Origin of the sequence: Bordetella holmesii (assembly GCF_020735985.1) — a bacterium.
Taxonomy (GTDB): Bacteria; Pseudomonadota; Gammaproteobacteria; order Burkholderiales; family Burkholderiaceae_B; genus Bordetella; species Bordetella holmesii.
In genome coordinates, this window is record NZ_CP085973.1 from 2035987 (window position 1) to 2053153 (window position 17167).

A 17167-nucleotide genomic window follows, 5' to 3' on the forward strand; every position below is an offset into this window, starting at 1 on the left:
TGTCGTTGTATTGGTTGTCACTGGGACAGCTCCGGATTTCAAACTGGCTCGGGCTTGCCTGGCGCAAGCCCATTGTCATCTTGGTCTTGGGAACGCTGCGGCACTTCCGGCACCTCGGGGGTAGCGGGCTGCGGCGGCGCGATTTCGGGTTCTGGCTGAACCGGCTCCACTTCGGGAACCGACGGCGGGGCCGTCTCATCAGGTTCGGCGGGAGGTTGAATCCGGTCGTGTTCCGGCACGGGGACCTCCACAGGCACCTCAGGTGTCGCGGGGTGCCCGGCGTCCGGATCGGCGAAGGTATCCACCGGCTCCGGCAAAGACGCTTCTGGCGCGGCAAACTCGGCCGCAGACTCGGAAGCGATATGAGATTCTACGCCATCCCGGACAGTTACGTCAGCGTTCATTGTTTCATCCCCTAGTTGTAGCGTGCCAGGCACAGGCCCACTTGTCACTGCGACGATCTCTTCGAGCTGGATTTCCGTACCTCCGAGATCCAGGCCTGCCAACGCTGCGGCCGCTTGGGACGACTCCAGGGGCGGCAGCTCATCCAGGGCGCGCAACCCCAGATCATCCAGAAACTGGCGCGTCGTGCCGAACAGGGCAGGACGCCCGGGAGCATCGCGATGACCGATAACCTCGATCCAACCGCGATCCTCCAACGCCTTGACGATCTGCGACGAGACGGTAACGCCCCGGATATCTTCGATGTCACCACGAGTGACCGGCTGGCGCCAGGCGACGATGGCCAGGGTTTCAAGCACCGCGCGCGAATACTTCGGTGGCCGCTCGGGATTGAGACGCTCGAGGTAACGCTGCATGGAGGGACGGCTCTGAAACCGCCACCCGCTGGCCAGATGGGCCAACTCCATACCCCGCTCCTGCCATTGCTCCTGCAATGTCTCCAACCACCCTCGCAACATGGCGTTGGTCATCTCTGGATCTTCGCCAAAAAGCCTGTGCATCTCGGTCAATTGCATAGGCTGGCTGGCGCACAAAAGCGCCGTTTCCAACACGAGAATTGCCTCGCTATCGTTCATCGATACCCAATGTTAAAAGCCGGCGCGACTTGCGCCGTGATTAATTTCAGTGTAAAGTTCTTCTTCTCAGACGCGGGGTGGAGCAGTCTGGCAGCTCGTCGGGCTCATAACCCGAAGGTCGTAGGTTCAAATCCTGCCCCCGCAACCAAATTCGCAAAGGCCTGGCATCTGCCAGGCCTTTGTCATTGGCGTTCGCACCAAGCCTAAACGCCGCAAAAAAATTACCCGAAAACAAATTACGCGAAAACGTCCCGGCGAAACCGCAACGGGAATTGGCGCTGACCGCCTCGACACCGGCATGGCACGGAGGCGAGCCGCGCATCGCAACAGCCCTGGCGGCCGGGCGCAGCAATACCGATGCCGCCGCAGCACGGCGCGTCCGCTTCCCACCATGGTAATGACGCACGCAGCCGCAGCCCTCCTGGCCTTCTGCCAGCGGGTCAGCGAATGTCGATGCGCTTGCCTGCACGTTCATCATCCTCATTCTGCCCTGAGGGCTGACGGGCTTGACCCGCATGCATGCGTGCGCGCCCTCGCCAGCTCAATGACAATAGAAACCTGAATAGAAACCTGGCAGGCGCGCGTCTCAGGGAGCGCGAGACCGATGCCAGACAGCGTGCCGCCAGTTGCGCACTTGACCACACAACAGGAGCGCGACGCACGCCAATCAAGATGCATGTGAACATCGCCGCCATCGACGCGACAGCGTGATGACACAACCCGGGCGGCACCGCCGCAGACCGAAACCAGTCCACCGGGGAAGCACGCCGGCTGCAGACTACGGCTGCAACGCGCACCTCAATGACAATGTACGGCTATTATAGCCCCTACATTTTCTGGCCGGCCAATAGCGTATCCCACGGCTCATGCCCGAGACGCTCAACCAGAAAATCCAGCATGGTGCGCAGCACCAAAGGCATTTGGCGTCGCGAGGCATAGACCCCGTACACCCCCAGAACCTGGGGCTCACTGTCACCAAGAATGCTGCGAAGGCGGCCAGACACGATTTCGGGCACGGCCAAATAGGTGGGCAACAACGCGATGCCCGCGCCATGCAACGCGGCGCCCATCAACACCTGCGCCTCATTGGCCGTGATGCTGCCGTTGACAGACACGTCGACCGTTTCACCCTCCCGCAAGAACCGCCATAGTCCATGACCATGGTACGAATGGGTCAGGCAATTGTGAAATGCCAGATCCTCCACCCGCGACGGGACCCCTCGATGTTCGAAATAAGTATCACTGCCGCAGACGACCGACCGACAATCCGCCAGACGGCGGGCAATGAGATTCGGATCCACCTCATTCGTGATGCGCACGGCCAGATCCACCCGCTCCTCCACCAAGTCGACCAATCGATCCACCAACAGGAGGTCCACCGCCGTACCGGGATAGCGCCTGACAAAATCGGCCACCACCGGCACCAACTGGCTATTGCCGAACGACGGCGAGGCGCTCATGCGCAGCATGCCCCTGGGCATTGCTTCGGGAGTCGCCACGGCATCCCGCATATCGCCCACCATGTCGAGCATGCGCCGGCAACGCGGCAGCGTCTCCGCCCCAGCAGGGGTCAAGCTCAGACGCCGGGTCGTCCGATGCAATAACCGCACCCCGACCCACTCCTCCAGCTCCGCCAGATAACGCGACACCATGGCGCGCGACATATCCAGCTGGGTTGCCGCTGCCGACAGACTGCCACGATCAGCGACCTCAACAAAGACCTGCATAGCTTTGAGCCTGTCCATGTTTGTCTCGATTTATGCATCAGACAAGACAGTTTTATAACCGATTGTGTCGCCATTCACTTGGAAAGCGGGCGGTGGGCTTGACGTTGACCCAGCGCCTGGCTCGCGAAATCAGCGACCTCATCAGGATCGAGGCCACGCACAATGAACACCAGACGCGAGTTGCGGCATTCGTCAGGCCATTGCGCCAGAGGTTCGAGCGGGTATAACTGGCGGTGTACGCCGTGCACCACGCAAGGCGCGGCCTCGCCCACAAAACAGACCAGACCTTTGATACGCAACAAACCCCGATCGTAACGCGCCTGGATATCGTGCATTGCGGCAGAGAATTGCCCTCTGCTCGGCGGCATCACCAGCTCGAGGACAAACGGGGAAACGCCCGCATGGCGCCCCAAACGGCGATGCGCACCGTAGGCAGACAGCCAGCGCCCCACAGATGCCGCCTCGCTGCGTTCGGCCTGCAGTGCGATATCGGTCAACTCAGCCGGAACCGCCCCCTGCCGCGCCAAGGCAACCGTCCTGACCCCCGGATGCACCGCGGCGACCGCTTCCCGCACGGCCTCGAGTTGCGGCGCGCCCACCAGATCTGCCTTGCTGACGGCCACAACATCGGCCAGCGCCAATTGCGAGGCCGCCTCCGGCTGTGCGGCACTGGGCGCCGCCACTGCCAACTGCTCGAGCAGATGCTGTGCGTCGACCACGGCAATGGCGCCACGGTAAACATAACGGGCAGCCAAAAAAGGTCGTTGCGCAGAGTAAAAAGTATCGGAGCTGGCGAAGCCATGCCGGTCGTTTCGATGACTACGCGTTGAAAGCGTGGGACACGTCTCTGCAACGCGAGCATGAACATTTCGCACAAGGTGTTGACCAGCCCCCCCGCCACCGTGCAGCAGATACAACCGCCTTCGAGCAACACGACTCGATCGTCGACCGAGCGCACCAGCACATGATCGACACCGATCTCACCCAACTCATTGACGATGACCAACGCATCGGCGTAGCCTGGGTCGCTCAAGAGACGGTTCAACAGCGTCGTCTTGCCGCTGCCGAGAAAACCGGTCAGAACGGTCACCCCGATACGAGTGTCTGTCCGGCTAGCGTTTAGCGTTTCCATGTGCGCGCCCAGGTCCCTGCGGCCGGTGCCGCAATCCACTCTCGCGCCGACTGGCGCGTGCCGAATAGTAGTCCAACGATAGAAGCCATATCGGAGATCGACATGTCTTTGCACCATGCTAGCCCTGGCGAGCTGATCAATCTCAAGCCTTTGGGCGCGGCGCTGCGCGACACTGCCTCGCAGGCCTTGGTGCGCTCCAACCAGATTGAAGTGCTCAGGTTGATACTGAAAGCTGGACACAGCCAACCCAGTCATGACATCGCCGCCAGCGCGATCACCCTGCACTGCCTCGAAGGTGAGGTGAGCCTGACAGCCTATGGGGTCAGTCAGCCGCTAAGCGCAGGCACGCTGGTTTTGCTGGCAGCAGGTGTGCCCCATCACTTGACAGCCATTACCGATTGCGCCGTTTTGGTCACGCTTTGCCTCAATCGCGCGCCCCAATAGCAGGATGAGCGCAGCCTGCCGGCAAAAACCAAAAGGGCCATCCACGTAAGTGGATGGCCCTGAATTCTTTGGCTCCCCGAGCTGGGCTCGAACCAGCGACCTGCGGATTAACAGTCCGTCGCTCTACCGACTGAGCTATCGGGGAACTGCTAAGAAACGAGATTATGAAGCATTTTTTTAAAGGACGCAAGCCAACGCGTTTGGCGCCGCGCCAATGCAAAAAGGGCAGCCCGTCGAGAGCTGCCCTTTCAATTTTGGTGCCGGCAAGAGGAGTCGAACCCCCGACCTTCGCATTACGAATGCGCTGCTCTACCAACTGAGCTATGCCGGCAATATTCTTGCAACTCACAGATCTGACTACCTGCAAGCCTTCTTTCCGTTTTAGGCCAAGCGCGAGTCTCTGGACTTACGTTGCCTGGCAGCCCAAAAAAGCTGCCAAAGAAAGAAGACCGCGATAATAGCAGAAAAATTTTTAACTGCGCAAGTGCGCTCGGCTAATCCGCGCTTATTCAGCGTCAGGTTGATTCTCTGGCGCCGCTTTCTGGAAGGCCGGCAACGTATTGCAGGCTTCATCGATGCGCAGAATCGTCGGCATGGCACTCAGATCACAACCAAACCGGCGGGCGTTGAACACTTGAGGGACCAGGCAGATGTCAGCCAGCGTGGGCGTATCGCCATGGCAGAAGCGTCCCGTCTCGGCGGATTGCGACAGCATACTCTCCAAGGCGGTCAAGCCGGTATCCACCCAATGTCGATACCAGGCATTCTTGGCCTCTTCCTCGACCTTCAGATCATGCTTGAGGTATTTCAGCACTCGCAGGTTGTTCAGCGGATGAATGTCGCACGCGATATTCAAAGCAATCGCCCGCACACGCGCCCGCGCCGCTGGCGTGGCCGGCAAAAGGGCCGGCTGGGGATGCGTTTCATCCAGATACTCGATGATGGCCAGCGACTGCCCGATGGCCTGATCGCCGTCGACCAGCGTGGGCACCAGCGCGCTCGGGTTCAGGGCAAGATAATCCTCGGAGAGTTGTTGACCGTCCTCTTTGAGCAGATGCACAGGGGAGTATGCATACGACAGCCCTTTGATATTGAGGGCGATGCGCACGCGATAAGCGGCCGAGCTGCGAAAGTAGCTGTACAACTGCATGATGTCTCCTGCAGGCGGTCCAGCCGCCTGATAGGTTGGTTTTATAAGAATAATCAGTCGAGGTTTTCGACCTGCGCGATTTTTCGGGACAGGCCCTTGGGCAGCGGGAAGGCGACGTTTTCTTCCAGCCCAGGCATGGTGCGCACCGACACGGCGCCCAGCTCGCGGACCCTGTCGATGACCTGCCGCACCAGCACCTCAGGCGCCGAGGCGCCGGCGGTGATGCCCACACGGTGCCGGCCAATCAACCAGGCCGGATCGATGGCGCCAGCACCGTCGACCAGATGCGCCTGAACCCCGATGCGTTCTGCGACTTCACGTAGCCGGTTGGAGTTCGAACTGTTGGGGCTGCCCACCACGAGTACGAGATCGCACTCGGGTGCGAGCACCTTGACGGCATCCTGGCGGTTCTGCGTGGCGTAACAAATGTCGCTTTTCTTGGGCTCGACTATGGTTGGAAAACGGGATTTGAGCGCGCGTGAAACGGCCGTCGCATCGTCCACGGAGAGGGTCGTCTGCGTGACGTAAGCCAGGTTATCCGGATCGGTGACCTGCAGCGCATCAACGTCTTCGACCGTCTCGACCAGATACATGCCGCCCTGGGCCTGACCCAATGTGCCTTCGACTTCGGGATGCCCCTTGTGACCAATCATGATGATTTCGCGGCCGGCCGCGCGCATGCGGGCCACCTCGATATGCACCTTGGTGACCAACGGGCAGGTCGCATCAAACACTCGCAACCCGCGTTCTTCGGCTTCCGCACGCACGGCTTTGGAGACCCCGTGCGCCGAGAAGACCACGATGGCTCCTTCAGGGGCCTGATCGAGTTCATAGATGAAGATGGCACCTTTGGCGCGCAGGTCCTCGACCACGTAGCGGTTATGGACAATTTCGTGGCGCACATAAATGGGCGCGCCGTGCAGCTCGAGGGCACGCTCGACAATTTCGATGGCACGATCGACACCGGCACAGAAACCGCGCGGCTGGGCCAGCAAAACTTCGGCGTCGGCCGCCGTCACGGGCTTGACGAGCTCGCTCATCAGAGAACTCCGAGAATGTGGACATCGACCCGCAGACGAATCCCAGCCAGCGGATGGTTGAAATCGAACATCGCCCAATCGTCGTTGATTTCTTTCAGCACGCCCGAGTAGCGCCCGCCATTGGGAGCGGCAAACTCGACCAGATCGCCCGGGCTGAAACTCGTGTCGGCACCGGCGTGCTCGGCCAGCATGCGGCGCGTGACTTTCTGGATGAGTTCGGGATTGCGGTCGCCATAAGCCTCGGCCGGCTCAAGCGTAAAGCTGAAACGCTCATCCTCCTGGTGGCCCAGCAATCCGGCCTCCATGCCGGGCGCCCACTGGCCGCCGCCCATTTGCAGCGTAGCCGGACGGCCGTCAAAGGTGTCGGTGAACACAGATCCTTCGGCCGGACCCGAGGCCAGGACAACACGATAGTGCAGAGTCAGGTAGGAGTCCGGATGGATGGAAACAGTCATAGTGGGGGGAATTGGACGCAGTAAGGCGCCATCATTTCAGCAACCGAGAATCCGACATTTTAGAGCCTCCCGCATGAACCTGCCTGATTCCCTGCTTCCCTGCCAGCGCCCCCGGGAGCGCCTGCTGCGCCTTGGGACCACTCCATTGAACGACGCCGAGCTTCTGGCGCTGGCCTTGCGCACCGGCCAGCGCGGGTGCAATGCGCTCGAACTGGCGCAAAAACTGCTGGTGCGCCACGGCGGCTTGCGTGGAGTATTTGCCACCACCGCGCAAGAGCTTTGCGATCATCCTGGCCTGGGCTCGGCCAAGGCCTGCGCGCTATCCGTGATTCCGGAGCTGTCACGGCGCGCCATCGAAGAAACGCTGCGCGGCCGCCGGGCCATGAACCACCCCGAAGAGGTCAAACGATACTGCCGCACTGCGCTGAGCCACCGCCCCATCGAGCATTGCATCGCCCTTTATCTGGATCAGCAATTGCAACTGCTGGCCTGCGGCGAATTAGCCCAGGGCACACTGGCGCGAGCATCGGTTTTCCCCCGCGAGGTCGTCAAGGAGGCACTGCGCCACCATGCCGCAGCCCTCATCCTGGCCCACAACCATCCTTCCGTCAGCACACGTCCCAGTAGCTCGGACTGCCTGTTCACACGCCAACTGCGCCAGGCACTGGCCCTGGTCGACATTCAACTCGTCGACCATCTGATCGTGGCTCGCGATCAGGTCTATTCCATGGCCGAGCACGGCCAGCTCTAGGCTGGCGCCGCGCGCTTCGTTAGACTAGACGGCCATTCTTCGTCAGGTTGTCATGAAGCGCATCTGGGACATTTCGCCGCCGATATCGGCCCAGTCTCCCGTTTTCCCGGGTGACACGCCCTATAGCCAGCACTGGAAGTGGCAGATTTCGCCCCAGTGCCCGGTCAATGTGAGCGAAATCGCCATGTCGCCGCACATCGGCGCCCATGCCGATGCACCGTTGCACTATGCCGACGGCGCAGCCGCCATCGGCAGCCTGCCGCTGGAGCCATTTCTGGGCCCCTGCCGCGTCATCCATGCGCTGGACTGCGGGCCGCTCATCCTGCCTGAACACTTGGCCCACGCCGCCGATGACCTGCCAGCCCGGGTGCTAGTGCGCACGGCGCAGCATGCCGCCGTGCATTGGTGGACCGACGATTTTTCGGCCTATGCGCCCCAGACCATCGAATGGCTGGCCGGCCGCGGGGTGACGCTGATCGGCATCGATACGCCCAGCATCGACCCCGCCAGCAGCAAGACCCTGGGTAGCCACCATACCATCCTGCGCCGCGATATCCGCGCGCTGGAGAATCTGGTGCTGGACGCGGTCGCGCCGGGCGATTACGAACTGATCGCTCTGCCGCTCGCGTTGGTCCAGGCTGACGCCAGCCCGGTGCGTGCGATCCTGCGCGAGCTGGGCTGATACGCCGCTTTCGAGTGGCGCTTTACGATCCCGAAGGCGGCAGGCTGCAAAGGCGGCCCGCCGCCCGATCATGAGGCTCGGCCATGAGCAACCCCGAAGATATTGTCCGCACCGAAAACGCCCAGCTCGATTTCCGCACGGACATGACCTATGGCGACTATCTCTGTCTGGACGCGCTCTTGAGCGCCCAGCACCCCCTGTCGCCCGAACACAATGAAATGCTGTTCATCATTCAGCACCAGAGCAGCGAACTCTGGATGAAGTTGATGCTGCATGAACTGCGCGCCGCGCTAGGGCAGATACGCAGCGACAACCTGCCGCCCGCGTTCAAAATGCTGGCGCGCGTGAGCAAAATCATGGAGCAACTCGTCCACGCCTGGGACGTATTGGCCACCATGACGCCACCCGAGTACTCGGCGCTGCGTCCCTGCCTGGCGCGCTCAAGCGGATTTCAGAGTTATCAGTACCGAGAAATCGAGTTCATGCTGGGCAACAAGAACGCGGCCATGCTGCGTCCTCATGCCCATCGCCCGGAGCTGCTGGCGCAGGTGCAGGCGGCCTATGAGGCCCCATCGCTCTACGACGAAAGCCTGCGTTTGCTGGCACGCCACGGGTTGCCGGTGCCACAGGACTATCTGCAACGGGACTGGACGCAGCCCTACCAGGCCAGCCCCGAGGTCGAGGCCGCCTGGTTGACGGTCTACCGCAACCCGCAGCACTACTGGAATCTCTATCAGCTCGGAGAGAAACTGACGGACCTGGAGGACGCCTTCCGACTTTGGCGTTTTCGCCACGTCACAACGGTCGAGCGCGTGATTGGCTTCAAAAAGGGTACCGGCGGCACTTCCGGGGTGGGTTATCTGCGCAAGATGCTTGACGTGGTGCTTTTTCCCGAAATCTGGACGCTCCGCACGGATCTCTAGCCCCACCGGCTGCATCTATCCACACCCTTGTTGGTATGCTAGAATGTGTGGTTACTTTTTGGATACGTGGCAAGAACTTGGGTTTGGGCCTTATGGCTGCGACCGTAATCTTGTTGGCGACCCGCAAACCAGGGAACTCATCATGAAAGAAGGCATTCACCCCGAATACCGCGAAGTGGTGTTCATGGACGTTCAGACGGGCAATAAATTCGTGACCCGTTCGACCATCAACACCCGCGAAACCGTCGAACTCGACGGCAAGACCTACCCGCTCTTTAAATGCGACGTGACTTCCGAGTCGCATCCGTTTTACACCGGCGCCCAGACCCGTATCGTTGAAACTGGCCGTGTGGAGAAGTTCCGCGCCCGTTTTGCCCGTACCGCTGGCACGGTCAAGGCTTCCTGATCGGACGCCTTTTGCGCCACCCCAGGTCGCGCGACAAAAAGCAGCCTGCGGGCTGCTTTTTTTTCCTCTATTCGCAAAGTCGACCAGCCATGCGGCGTCGCTTGCGGTGAATCCTCAGCTTCAGCCCCCGGTATCGCGCCGGTCGGTTACATTACGTCCGTGTCCCCAGTAACGCGCTCCACTCCCGCTCGGCTGACCATCTCAGCCACATCCAAGCTGCCCCGCCTGGTGCTGCTTGGCTTGTCGCTCGCCTATATCGTGGCCGGGCTGTTCATGCGCGACCCCTGGAAAACGGACGACGCCGTCGGCATGGCGACCATGGTCACCGCCTTGCGCGAAGGCGGCATGACCTGGCTGCTGCCGCAGGTGGGCCAGTTGGCCCATGCCGAAGAAGCCCCGATGATCACCTGGGTCGGGGCCATCTGCATCTGGATTTTCGGCCCCCTGTTTGGCGACATCACGGCGGCACGCCTGCCTAATCTGCTCTGGTTTGCCATGGCTGCCATCAGCGTCTGGTACGGCACCTATCTGGTGGGCCGCCGTCCTGAAGCGCAGCCGCTGGCGCTGCCTTTTGGCGGCGAACCGCCGCCGCGCGATTATGGCCGCATGCTGGCCGACGCGGCCCTGCTGTTGCTGGTGGCGACCGTCGGTATTTTGCAACGTGTGCATGAGACCTCCGTCGTGCCTGCCATCCTGGCCTGGCAGGCGTTGACGTTCTACGCTATGGCGCGCACGCTGGATCGCCCCCTGCTGGGCACCAGCACGCTGGGCCTGGCCCTGGCCGGCGCTTTTCTGACGCGCGGCTGGATGGGGGGCGCGCCCATCATGCTGGCCGCGCTGCTTGCCTTCGTTCCCCGCAGCGCGCTGTGGCAAAGGGTGCGCTGGCTGCCCTGGGCCGCACTCTTGGCCGCCGCACTGATTCTGGCGTGGTGGATCCCCGCCTCGCAGGGAAGCGACTACTGGATACGCAACTGGAAGGTCTGGAACATCTCCTCCTTTTCGATGCCGGATCTGCGGCTGTCCGCACGCACGCTGCGTGACCTGCCCTGGTATCTCTGGCCGACCTGGCCGCTGGCCTTGCTGGCGATCTGGCGCTGGCGCAATTGGCTATTCGCACCGCACATCTGGCTGGCCCTGATGCTGCTGGCGACGTCATGCCTGATGCTCTTCTTCCTCGAAGATCCGAACGACGCGGAGTACGTCCTGCTGGCGGTGCCCTGCGCGGTACTGGGCGCGTTCTCGCTTCCCACGCTGCGTCGCGGCGTGGTCAATACCTTGGACTGGTTTGCGGTGATGTGTTTTTCGCTCACCGTGGCCACGGCATGGCTGGGATGGGTGGCGCTGCATTTCGGCTGGCCCGCTCAGATCGCCCGCAATATTGCTCGGCAAACCACGGGCTATGAGCCCGTCATCTCGTGGTTCGCCTTCGGGCTGGCCGTCCTGGTCACGGCAGCCTGGGCCTTACTGGTCATCTGGCGCCTGCGTGTCAAACCTGCCGCTCTTTGGCGCGGCACCGTTTTATCGGCCGGCGGCCTGATCGCAACCTGGCTACTGCTGGTGCTGCTGTGGCAACCCGCTGTGGACTATGCACGCAGCTATCGCACTGTTTCGGGCGAGCTGGCTGCGGCCATCAAGGCCAACAGCCGGCCCGGCGAGTGCGTGCGCGGCCTGAGCCTGGGCAGCGGCCAGCGTGCCTCTTTCCTCATCTTCGACAACCTCACCTTCAGCTACGACTCGCGCTGCACGCTGATGCTGCAGCAAACGTCGGTCAGCAGCCTGCGCGATGGCACCGCAGCGTACAGCGAAGGCGCCGATGAACTCTGGCATGGTGGGCGCCGTGCCGACCGGCATGAGGTCTTCCGCCTGCTGCGCGTGACTCCACCCCGATGACCGCGTTGGCCCCTGCCGGCCTGGGCGCGACGATGCGAAGCATCGTGCGCCAGGCCTGGCCCGTTCTGGTCAGCCAATGGGCTGGCATCGCCTTCGGTGTGCTCGACACGACCATGACCGGCCACGCCAGTCCGCGCGACCTGGCCGCCATGTCGCTGTCGGCGTCCGTATTCATTACAGTTTTCGTCGGTTTGATGGGCGTGATTCACGCCCTGATCCCGATTGCTGCCCAGCAGTATGGCGCGGGACGCCCTCAGGAGGTCGGCCACGTCTGGGGACAAGGTGTCTGGCTGGCGCTGGGGCTGTCGGTCGTGGGCGGTGTGCTCATGTGCTTTCCGGACATGTGGCTGGCTTTTTCCGGTGATGTGGATCCGCAGGTGCGTGAAGGCATTGCCTGGTATTTACGCGCCCTCGTTCTGGCGCTGCCCAGCGCGTTGGTGTTTCGTACTATTTATGCGCTGGGCACGGCAGTGTCGCGGCCCAAAGTGGTGATGGCCATCAACTTGACCGCCATCGCGTTCAAGGCACTGTTTAACTGGCTGCTCATTTACGGCAAGTTTGGCCTGCCTGCGCTAGGCGCGGCCGGGGCGGGCCTGGCCACCGCCCTGGTGTCGTGGCTAAGCCTGGCCGCCGGATGGTGGGTGATCCGCCATGACCCGTATTTTCAACAGTTTCAATTACGCATCGGCCGCCCTGATCCCAAGGTGCTCAAGGAATTGCTGCGCCTGGGTCTACCCATGGGTGGCTCCTATCTGGTCGAAGTGTCGGCATTCACCTTCATGGCCTTGCTGGTGGCCCGCGAAGGCACTCTGGTGTCAGGCGGCCATCAAATCATGTCTAACCTGGCCGCTCTGTGCTACATGATGCCCATGGCACTGGGCGTGGCCAGCGCCGCCATGACGGCGCAAGCGATAGGCGGCGGGCACCATGCACTGGCGCAACGCGTGGGCGCCGCCGGTCTGGTGCTCGGCCTGCTGGGGGCCTTACTGACATCGGCCATCCTGCTGGTGGGCCGCCCGGCCATCATTGCAGCCTACACGGATGACGCCGGCGTGGCGGGGGTGGCGGGTACGCTGCTGGCCATGATCCCGCTCTTCCATCTGTGCGACTCCATGCAGTGCATCAACTCCTATTTGCTACGCGCCTATAAGGTTGCGCTAGTTCCGTTAATCCTACAGACGGTAGCGCTCGGCGGGGTGGGACTGATCGGCGGCTGGTGGCTGGGTTTCGGGCCCGGCCGCGGAAGCCTCGATGCCTTGCGTGAATGGATACTGCCCGGATCTCCACAGGGTGCAGGAACGATGTGGCTGATGGCCATGCTGGGGCTCGGGCTGTCCGCTCTGCTGCTGCACTTCTGGTATCGCCGCATCTTGCGCCGGTACGCGCTCTGAAATAGCAAGGCGCGCCGGGCCGAGATCCGCCGCGCCTTGGTAACTGCCCTGAAAGCAGCTTACTTGGCTGGTGCAGTGCCTGGCATTTCAGCCTTGGCCTTGTGATGCGCCTTGTTTTTGGCGTGCTTCTGGTGTGCGGTCTTGCCGTGACCGCTCTTGGCCGAACCGGATGCCGCGGTGGCGGCAGCCGCGCCGTCAGTGGGCGCCGCAAAGGCTGGGGCGGCGGCCAGACCTAGGCACAGGGCGGAGGTCGACAGGAAGGCTGCGATACGGGTATGGGTCGTCATGTGCGTACTCCTCTGGAGGCAGATGCTCCAATCAAGACTCGGCAAAAGGCCGGAATTCTTGTACCGAGTTGGAGGCATTGCTCGCGCGAAGGTTCATGGCAGCAGCGAATTTTTTCCTGTGTAAAACATCGACATACCGGCGACAGAGCATTGACAGGTCACACCTCGAAAACCAAGAGCGCCACCGTGACCAGCAACATGGCTGCAAACGCTGCACGCAGCCGCTTCTCGGGCAGCCGGTAGGCCAGCCTCACGCCTACCGGCACAAAGAGCAGACTGCCTGCCGCCAGCGGTACACCTACCCACCAATCCGCCTTACCCGCCCAACTATAGGTGATCAGGGCAATGGTGGAGCCGGGGATGACCATGGACAAGGCCAGTGCCTGCGCCGAGGTCTGCGGCAGACGAAACACCGACGTCAGAATGGGCACGGCCAGCACGGCGCCGCCGACGCCGAAAAAACCGCCCAGGGTGCCGCAGACCACGCCCAGCACCACGGCTCGCGTCTGTGTGAAAGCTGGCGGGGCGCTGCGAGCACCATCGGCCGCCGGCCTGGGCTGGCGCAGCGTTTGGTAGAGATAAAAAAGCGCAATCCCAAACAAAAAAACGGCAAAGGTCAGTCGCAGAGTACTCGACGCAATACCCAGCGCCAGGCGTGCCCCCACCCAGGTGAACACGACCGCTCCAGCCGCGCCAGCCACCGCGGTACGCACGTCCAACCTGGCGTGCTGGTTGTACTTGCGCACCGCCATGACGATCGTGGGCAAGACCATGATGAGCGCGGTGCCCTGTGCCAGTTGCTGCGACATGCCCATCAGCAGCACAAGGGCGGGGATGGCGATCAACCCTCCGCCAATTCCCAGCACGCCACCCATGAAACCGATCAACGCTCCGCTGGCCAGACAGGCCACCACCACCAGACCACTCACGACCGCTCTCCCCCGCCCTGTTGTAGATCTTCAACCGCTGGCGCCACCGCCCGCCCGGCCCGCGCGTACGTTAGCGCAATTTGTCCAACGCTTCCTGCAGGCGATCGACGGCCCAGATTTCCAGCCCCTCGACGGGTTGCCGAGGTGCATTGGCTTTGGGGATGAGCGCAATGGAAAAGCCCAGCTTGGCCGCCTCGCGCAGGCGCTCCTGGCCGCGCGGGGCCGGACGAATCTCGCCGGCCAGCCCGATTTCACCAAAGGCGAACAGCCCTTTGGGTAGGGGCCGGTCCCGCAACGATGACATGATGGCCAGCAGAACGGGCAAATCGGCCGCGGGTTCGGTAATGCGCACGCCTCCCACGGCATTGACGAAGACATCCTGGTCATGCGTGGTCACGCCGGCATGGCGGTGCATGACAGCCAGCAACATGGCCAGACGATTGCTTTCCAGCCCCACCGTCAAGCGTTTCGGATTGGGAGCGTGGGAGCTATCGACCAAGGCTTGAATTTCCACCAGCATGGGGCGTGTGCCTTCCTGGGTCGCCATGACGCAGGAGCCCGCCACCTGCTCCTGATGCTGGGACAGAAACAAGGCCGACGGATTCGCCACGCCGCGCAGCCCGCGATCTGTCATGGCAAATACGCCCAATTCGTTGACCGCGCCGAAGCGGTTCTTGAATGCCCGTACCAGCCGGAACGAAGAGTGGGTATCTCCTTCGAAATAGAGCACCGTGTCGACAATGTGCTCCAGCACGCGGGGACCGGCCAAGGCGCCGTCCTTGGTGACATGGCCGATCATGACGATGGCGATACCGGTCTGCTTGGCTAGCAGCGTCAGTTGCGCGGCGCATTCGCGCACCTGAGAAACCGAGCCCGGCGCGGCGGTCAGTTCGCCGCTATAGAGTGTCTGGATAGAGTCGATGACCGCCACGGCGGGCTTTTGTTGAGACACGGCTGCCTGGATCGCCTCGAGCCGTATCTCGGCCAACAAGTTGACCTGCCCTGTCTGCAAGCCCAGGCGACGCGCGCGCAGGGCGACCTGCTCAGCGGACTCTTCGCCCGTGACATACAGCACGGCGACGCTGGCCGATAAGGCGGCCAAGGCCTGCAACAGCAGCGTGGATTTACCGATGCCCGGATCGCCACCGATGAGGACCACCGCGCCCTCGACCAACCCGCCGCCCAGCACCCGATCGAACTCATCGAGGCCGGTCGGCTGGCGCGGCGTCTCACGCGCTTCGATATCGGCCAGACTGCGCACGGGACTGGCCGACGCCAGCGGCGCGTAGCGGTGATTGGCTGCCGGGGTGGCAGACTCGACGGTTTCTTCGAGAGTATTCCAGGCCGAGCAATGCGGACACTTGCCCTGCCATTTGAGCGTGGTGCCGCCGCACTCGGCGCATACATAGACGGTTCGCGTTTTGGCCATGCGGCAAGTGTAGCGGCAACGCGGGCCGGGCCATGAGACGAGCCGGGCCTTCATTTACAATTATTTCAACGGGCAATAAACCCTGGCGCTCAGACAGCCGGGAAGGCTATTCTTTGCAATGATGCGTTGCCGCACGCCTTTCATTGCCCGGCCCGCCAGGAGTCTGTTGCATGTGCCCTCATATGTCGCCTGATGACGACGCCGAAGACCTGGATCTGCGCGCGCACTACCGCAGTCCCCCTCCCCTTTCCCCGCAGTTTGCCGCGGCAGGTGCCGCCGTGCGCCGCCCGCACGGAACCTGGCACCCAGGTTGGGGGATCGCCGGTTCGGTGGTCGTGGTGTTTGGCCTGCTGGTATTTACCGACTACAGCAATCTGGATAACTCGGCCACGATGGACGAGGAAGATGTCGTCGCGCAAAGCGAGGCACCCGACGACAGTCTGAGCCAGCCGCCAGTGCTAGGCAGCCACGCGGCCGCCCCGCCGCCTGCCCTGCCTGCCTCGCTGACCACCCCGCAAAACGGCAGCCCCATACGGCTTCGGGCAGTGCCTCCTCCGGCTGGCCCGGACGGCACCTCCCGCATCGAATACATTCGTAATCTGTTGCGTGGCAACCAGCGCGAAGCGGCACTGGTGCAACTGGCTGCGCTGCACCGCGATGAAGACGATCTGGAACTACCACCCGATTTGCAGGCGCTGCTGGCCGAGGCCGAAACACTACCCGAGCCGGATCATACCGAGGCTGGCGTCACGGCAAGCAAACCCGCCCACTGAGCATTCTGTTCAACGCCCGCCCAGGCTGCCGCCGCCATCCACCCCCAACACTTGGCCGGTAATGTAGGCAGCATCATCCGACAGCAAAAAGGCAATGGCCGCGGCGAAAGAGTTCGGTTTCGATCGGACCCGGCGCAACGGCATTGACCGTGACACCATATTCAGCCAGCTCCAGCGCCCACGTGTTGGTCAGGCCGACCAGCGCGCTCTTGGCCGCCGAGTACGCCGTACGATCGTAGGAGCCGTGAATCGCGCGGCTGGCTACGTTGACGATGCGTCCGGCCCGCCGCGCCTTCATGGACTCGACAAAGGTCTGCGTCACCTGCACGGCAACTCGCACGTTCAGATCCAGCACGCGGTACAGGGTGGCCAGATCAATCTCGCCCAAAGGCTGCGGAGCCACGACGCCCACGTTATTGACCACGGCATCGACCGGAAATTTCTCGCGGATCTCACGCAGCACTTCTTCGGTACGGCCCGCGTCAGCGAGGTCGCAGGCATAGAGATAGCCGGGGAAATCCACGTCCGTGGTATTGCGCGCAATACCGACCACGTGACAGCCCAGGTCGGTCAGACGCTGTGTAAGAGCCCAGCCTATACCCTTGGTGGCGCCCGTCACGAGCACGCATTTGTCCTTCATGGATGTCAACCTCGCAATGTCTATCAGTCTGCCGCAACGGCAACAGGCGTCTTGTAACTTGGTTGGCGCGTCTTGGCTAGA

At 62.4% G+C, this 17167-nt stretch carries 18 protein-coding genes, 3 tRNA genes and 2 pseudogenes; 10 read left to right on the plus strand and 13 right to left on the minus strand.

The window, feature by feature from the left end; genetic code table 11:
• Positions 1-38: 38 nt before the first annotated feature.
• On the minus strand, positions 39-1037 hold the full coding sequence (gene scpB, locus LK440_RS09735) for an SMC-Scp complex subunit ScpB (protein ID WP_005013244.1): 999 nt from the start codon (positions 1035-1037) through the stop codon (positions 39-41).
• 71 nt (positions 1038-1108) lie between these two features.
• Here scpB and LK440_RS09740 point away from each other — a divergent pair.
• Positions 1109-1185: transfer RNA gene (locus LK440_RS09740), tRNA-Met, on the plus strand.
• Between the two features lie 679 nt (positions 1186-1864).
• Here the strand turns inward: LK440_RS09740 and LK440_RS09745 are convergent.
• The 3 genes and pseudogenes from LK440_RS09745 to LK440_RS17955 form a co-directional block, all read right to left on the minus strand.
• Positions 1865-2782, minus strand: a complete 918-nt coding sequence (locus tag LK440_RS09745) for a LysR family transcriptional regulator (protein ID WP_025341393.1) — start codon at positions 2780-2782, stop codon at positions 1865-1867.
• Positions 2783-2838: 56 nt separating this feature from the next.
• Positions 2839-3519 carry a CobW family GTP-binding protein gene (locus LK440_RS17950; RefSeq protein WP_005019194.1) on the minus strand — a complete coding sequence of 227 codons (681 nt, stop codon included), beginning with the start codon at positions 3517-3519 and terminating at the stop codon, positions 2839-2841.
• Between the two features lie 77 nt (positions 3520-3596).
• Positions 3597-3797: pseudogene (locus LK440_RS17955) on the minus strand (GTP-binding protein); the annotation flags it as partial.
• Here LK440_RS17955 and LK440_RS17960 point away from each other — a divergent pair.
• Entirely contained in the window at positions 3729-3887 is a 159-nt protein-coding gene (locus LK440_RS17960) for a hypothetical protein (protein WP_165570214.1), read from the plus strand. The pseudogene LK440_RS17955 and the gene LK440_RS17960 overlap by 69 nt on opposite strands.
• A 111-nt stretch (positions 3888-3998) precedes the next feature.
• The gene (locus LK440_RS09755) at positions 3999-4340 is read left to right on the plus strand and encodes a cupin domain-containing protein (protein ID WP_005013240.1); all 342 of its coding nucleotides are present in this window, start codon (positions 3999-4001) and stop codon (positions 4338-4340) included.
• 69 nt (positions 4341-4409) lie between these two features.
• On the opposite strand, the gene LK440_RS09760 is transcribed toward LK440_RS09755, so the two are convergent.
• The 5 genes from LK440_RS09760 to LK440_RS09780 all read right to left on the minus strand — a co-directional run bounded on the left by LK440_RS09760 (position 4410) and on the right by LK440_RS09780 (position 6985).
• A tRNA-Asn gene (locus tag LK440_RS09760) sits at positions 4410-4485 on the minus strand.
• Between the two features lie 110 nt (positions 4486-4595).
• A tRNA-Thr gene (locus LK440_RS09765) sits at positions 4596-4671 on the minus strand.
• Between the two features lie 174 nt (positions 4672-4845).
• Complete coding sequence (maiA, locus tag LK440_RS09770) at positions 4846-5490, minus strand: maleylacetoacetate isomerase (RefSeq protein WP_005013238.1); 645 nt, start codon at positions 5488-5490, stop codon at positions 4846-4848.
• A gap of 53 nt (positions 5491-5543) precedes the next feature.
• Positions 5544-6530, minus strand: coding sequence for a 4-hydroxy-3-methylbut-2-enyl diphosphate reductase (gene ispH / locus LK440_RS09775; protein WP_005013230.1), 987 nt, complete (start codon positions 6528-6530; stop codon positions 5544-5546).
• Positions 6530-6985, minus strand: coding sequence for an FKBP-type peptidyl-prolyl cis-trans isomerase (locus LK440_RS09780; protein WP_005019191.1), 456 nt, complete (start codon positions 6983-6985; stop codon positions 6530-6532). The genes ispH and LK440_RS09780 overlap by 1 nt, the downstream gene beginning before the upstream one ends.
• A gap of 73 nt (positions 6986-7058) precedes the next feature.
• Between LK440_RS09780 and radC the strand changes: the two genes are divergently transcribed.
• The 6 genes from radC (at position 7059) to LK440_RS09810 (ending at position 13028) form a co-directional block, all read left to right on the plus strand.
• On the plus strand, positions 7059-7736 hold the full coding sequence (radC, locus tag LK440_RS09785; protein WP_005013226.1) for a RadC family protein: 678 nt from the start codon (positions 7059-7061) through the stop codon (positions 7734-7736).
• 52 nt (positions 7737-7788) lie between these two features.
• Positions 7789-8418, plus strand: coding sequence for an arylformamidase (kynB, locus tag LK440_RS09790; protein ID WP_005013223.1), 630 nt, complete (start codon positions 7789-7791; stop codon positions 8416-8418).
• A gap of 83 nt (positions 8419-8501) precedes the next feature.
• A complete protein-coding gene (gene kynA, locus LK440_RS09795) occupies positions 8502-9341 on the plus strand; it encodes a tryptophan 2,3-dioxygenase (RefSeq protein ID WP_005013220.1) in 840 nt (279 codons plus the stop codon).
• Between the two features lie 142 nt (positions 9342-9483).
• Complete coding sequence (locus LK440_RS09800; RefSeq protein ID WP_005013217.1) at positions 9484-9747, plus strand: type B 50S ribosomal protein L31; 264 nt, start codon at positions 9484-9486, stop codon at positions 9745-9747.
• A 159-nt stretch (positions 9748-9906) separates the two neighbouring features.
• Complete coding sequence (locus LK440_RS09805; RefSeq protein ID WP_005013215.1) at positions 9907-11637, plus strand: ArnT family glycosyltransferase; 1731 nt, start codon at positions 9907-9909, stop codon at positions 11635-11637.
• Positions 11634-13028, plus strand: coding sequence for an MATE family efflux transporter (locus LK440_RS09810; RefSeq protein ID WP_005013213.1), 1395 nt, complete (start codon positions 11634-11636; stop codon positions 13026-13028). Before LK440_RS09805 ends, LK440_RS09810 begins: the two co-directional genes overlap by 4 nt.
• 59 nt (positions 13029-13087) lie before the next feature.
• Here LK440_RS09810 and LK440_RS09815 read toward each other — a convergent pair whose 3' ends face one another.
• The 3 genes from LK440_RS09815 to radA form a co-directional block, all read right to left on the minus strand.
• A complete protein-coding gene (locus LK440_RS09815; protein ID WP_005013210.1) occupies positions 13088-13315 on the minus strand; it encodes a hypothetical protein in 228 nt (75 codons plus the stop codon).
• Positions 13316-13473: 158 nt separating this feature from the next.
• Complete coding sequence (locus LK440_RS09820; protein WP_005013207.1) at positions 13474-14244, minus strand: sulfite exporter TauE/SafE family protein; 771 nt, start codon at positions 14242-14244, stop codon at positions 13474-13476.
• A gap of 70 nt (positions 14245-14314) precedes the next feature.
• Entirely contained in the window at positions 14315-15673 is a 1359-nt protein-coding gene (gene radA / locus LK440_RS09825; protein ID WP_005013204.1) for a DNA repair protein RadA, read from the minus strand.
• Positions 15674-15855: 182 nt separating this feature from the next.
• Between radA and LK440_RS09830 the strand changes: the two genes are divergently transcribed.
• A complete protein-coding gene (locus LK440_RS09830) occupies positions 15856-16446 on the plus strand; it encodes a hypothetical protein (RefSeq protein ID WP_005013203.1) in 591 nt (196 codons plus the stop codon).
• A 9-nt stretch (positions 16447-16455) separates the two neighbouring features.
• On the opposite strand, the pseudogene LK440_RS09835 reads toward LK440_RS09830, so the two are convergent.
• Positions 16456-17086 (minus strand): annotated as a pseudogene (locus tag LK440_RS09835) (SDR family oxidoreductase).
• Between the last annotated feature and the right edge of the window lie 81 nt (positions 17087-17167).

What these genes read in the sequence shown, in the direction of transcription:
- kynA (WP_005013220.1), top strand. Translation starts at nt 8,502, where the DNA reads ATGAGCAACCCCGAAGATATTGTCCGCACCGAAAACGCCCAGCTCGAT.
- LK440_RS09755 (WP_005013240.1), top strand. Translation starts at nt 3,999, where the DNA reads ATGTCTTTGCACCATGCTAGCCCTGGCGAGCTGATCAATCTCAAGCCT.
- LK440_RS09800 (WP_005013217.1), top strand. Translation starts at nt 9,484, where the DNA reads ATGAAAGAAGGCATTCACCCCGAATACCGCGAAGTGGTGTTCATGGAC.
- LK440_RS09780 (WP_005019191.1), bottom strand. Translation starts at nt 6,985, where the DNA reads ATGACTGTTTCCATCCATCCGGACTCCTACCTGACTCTGCACTATCGT.
- maiA (WP_005013238.1), bottom strand. Translation starts at nt 5,490, where the DNA reads ATGCAGTTGTACAGCTACTTTCGCAGCTCGGCCGCTTATCGCGTGCGC.
- ispH (WP_005013230.1), bottom strand. Translation starts at nt 6,530, where the DNA reads ATGAGCGAGCTCGTCAAGCCCGTGACGGCGGCCGACGCCGAAGTTTTG.
- kynB (WP_005013223.1), top strand. Translation starts at nt 7,789, where the DNA reads ATGAAGCGCATCTGGGACATTTCGCCGCCGATATCGGCCCAGTCTCCC.
- scpB (WP_005013244.1), bottom strand. Translation starts at nt 1,037, where the DNA reads ATGAACGATAGCGAGGCAATTCTCGTGTTGGAAACGGCGCTTTTGTGC.
- LK440_RS17960 (WP_165570214.1), top strand. Translation starts at nt 3,729, where the DNA reads ATGATCGACACCGATCTCACCCAACTCATTGACGATGACCAACGCATC.
- radA (WP_005013204.1), bottom strand. Translation starts at nt 15,673, where the DNA reads ATGGCCAAAACGCGAACCGTCTATGTATGCGCCGAGTGCGGCGGCACC.
- radC (WP_005013226.1), top strand. Translation starts at nt 7,059, where the DNA reads ATGAACCTGCCTGATTCCCTGCTTCCCTGCCAGCGCCCCCGGGAGCGC.
- LK440_RS09745 (WP_025341393.1), bottom strand. Translation starts at nt 2,782, where the DNA reads ATGGACAGGCTCAAAGCTATGCAGGTCTTTGTTGAGGTCGCTGATCGT.
- LK440_RS09815 (WP_005013210.1), bottom strand. Translation starts at nt 13,315, where the DNA reads ATGACGACCCATACCCGTATCGCAGCCTTCCTGTCGACCTCCGCCCTG.
- LK440_RS09830 (WP_005013203.1), top strand. Translation starts at nt 15,856, where the DNA reads ATGTCGCCTGATGACGACGCCGAAGACCTGGATCTGCGCGCGCACTAC.
- LK440_RS09810 (WP_005013213.1), top strand. Translation starts at nt 11,634, where the DNA reads ATGACCGCGTTGGCCCCTGCCGGCCTGGGCGCGACGATGCGAAGCATC.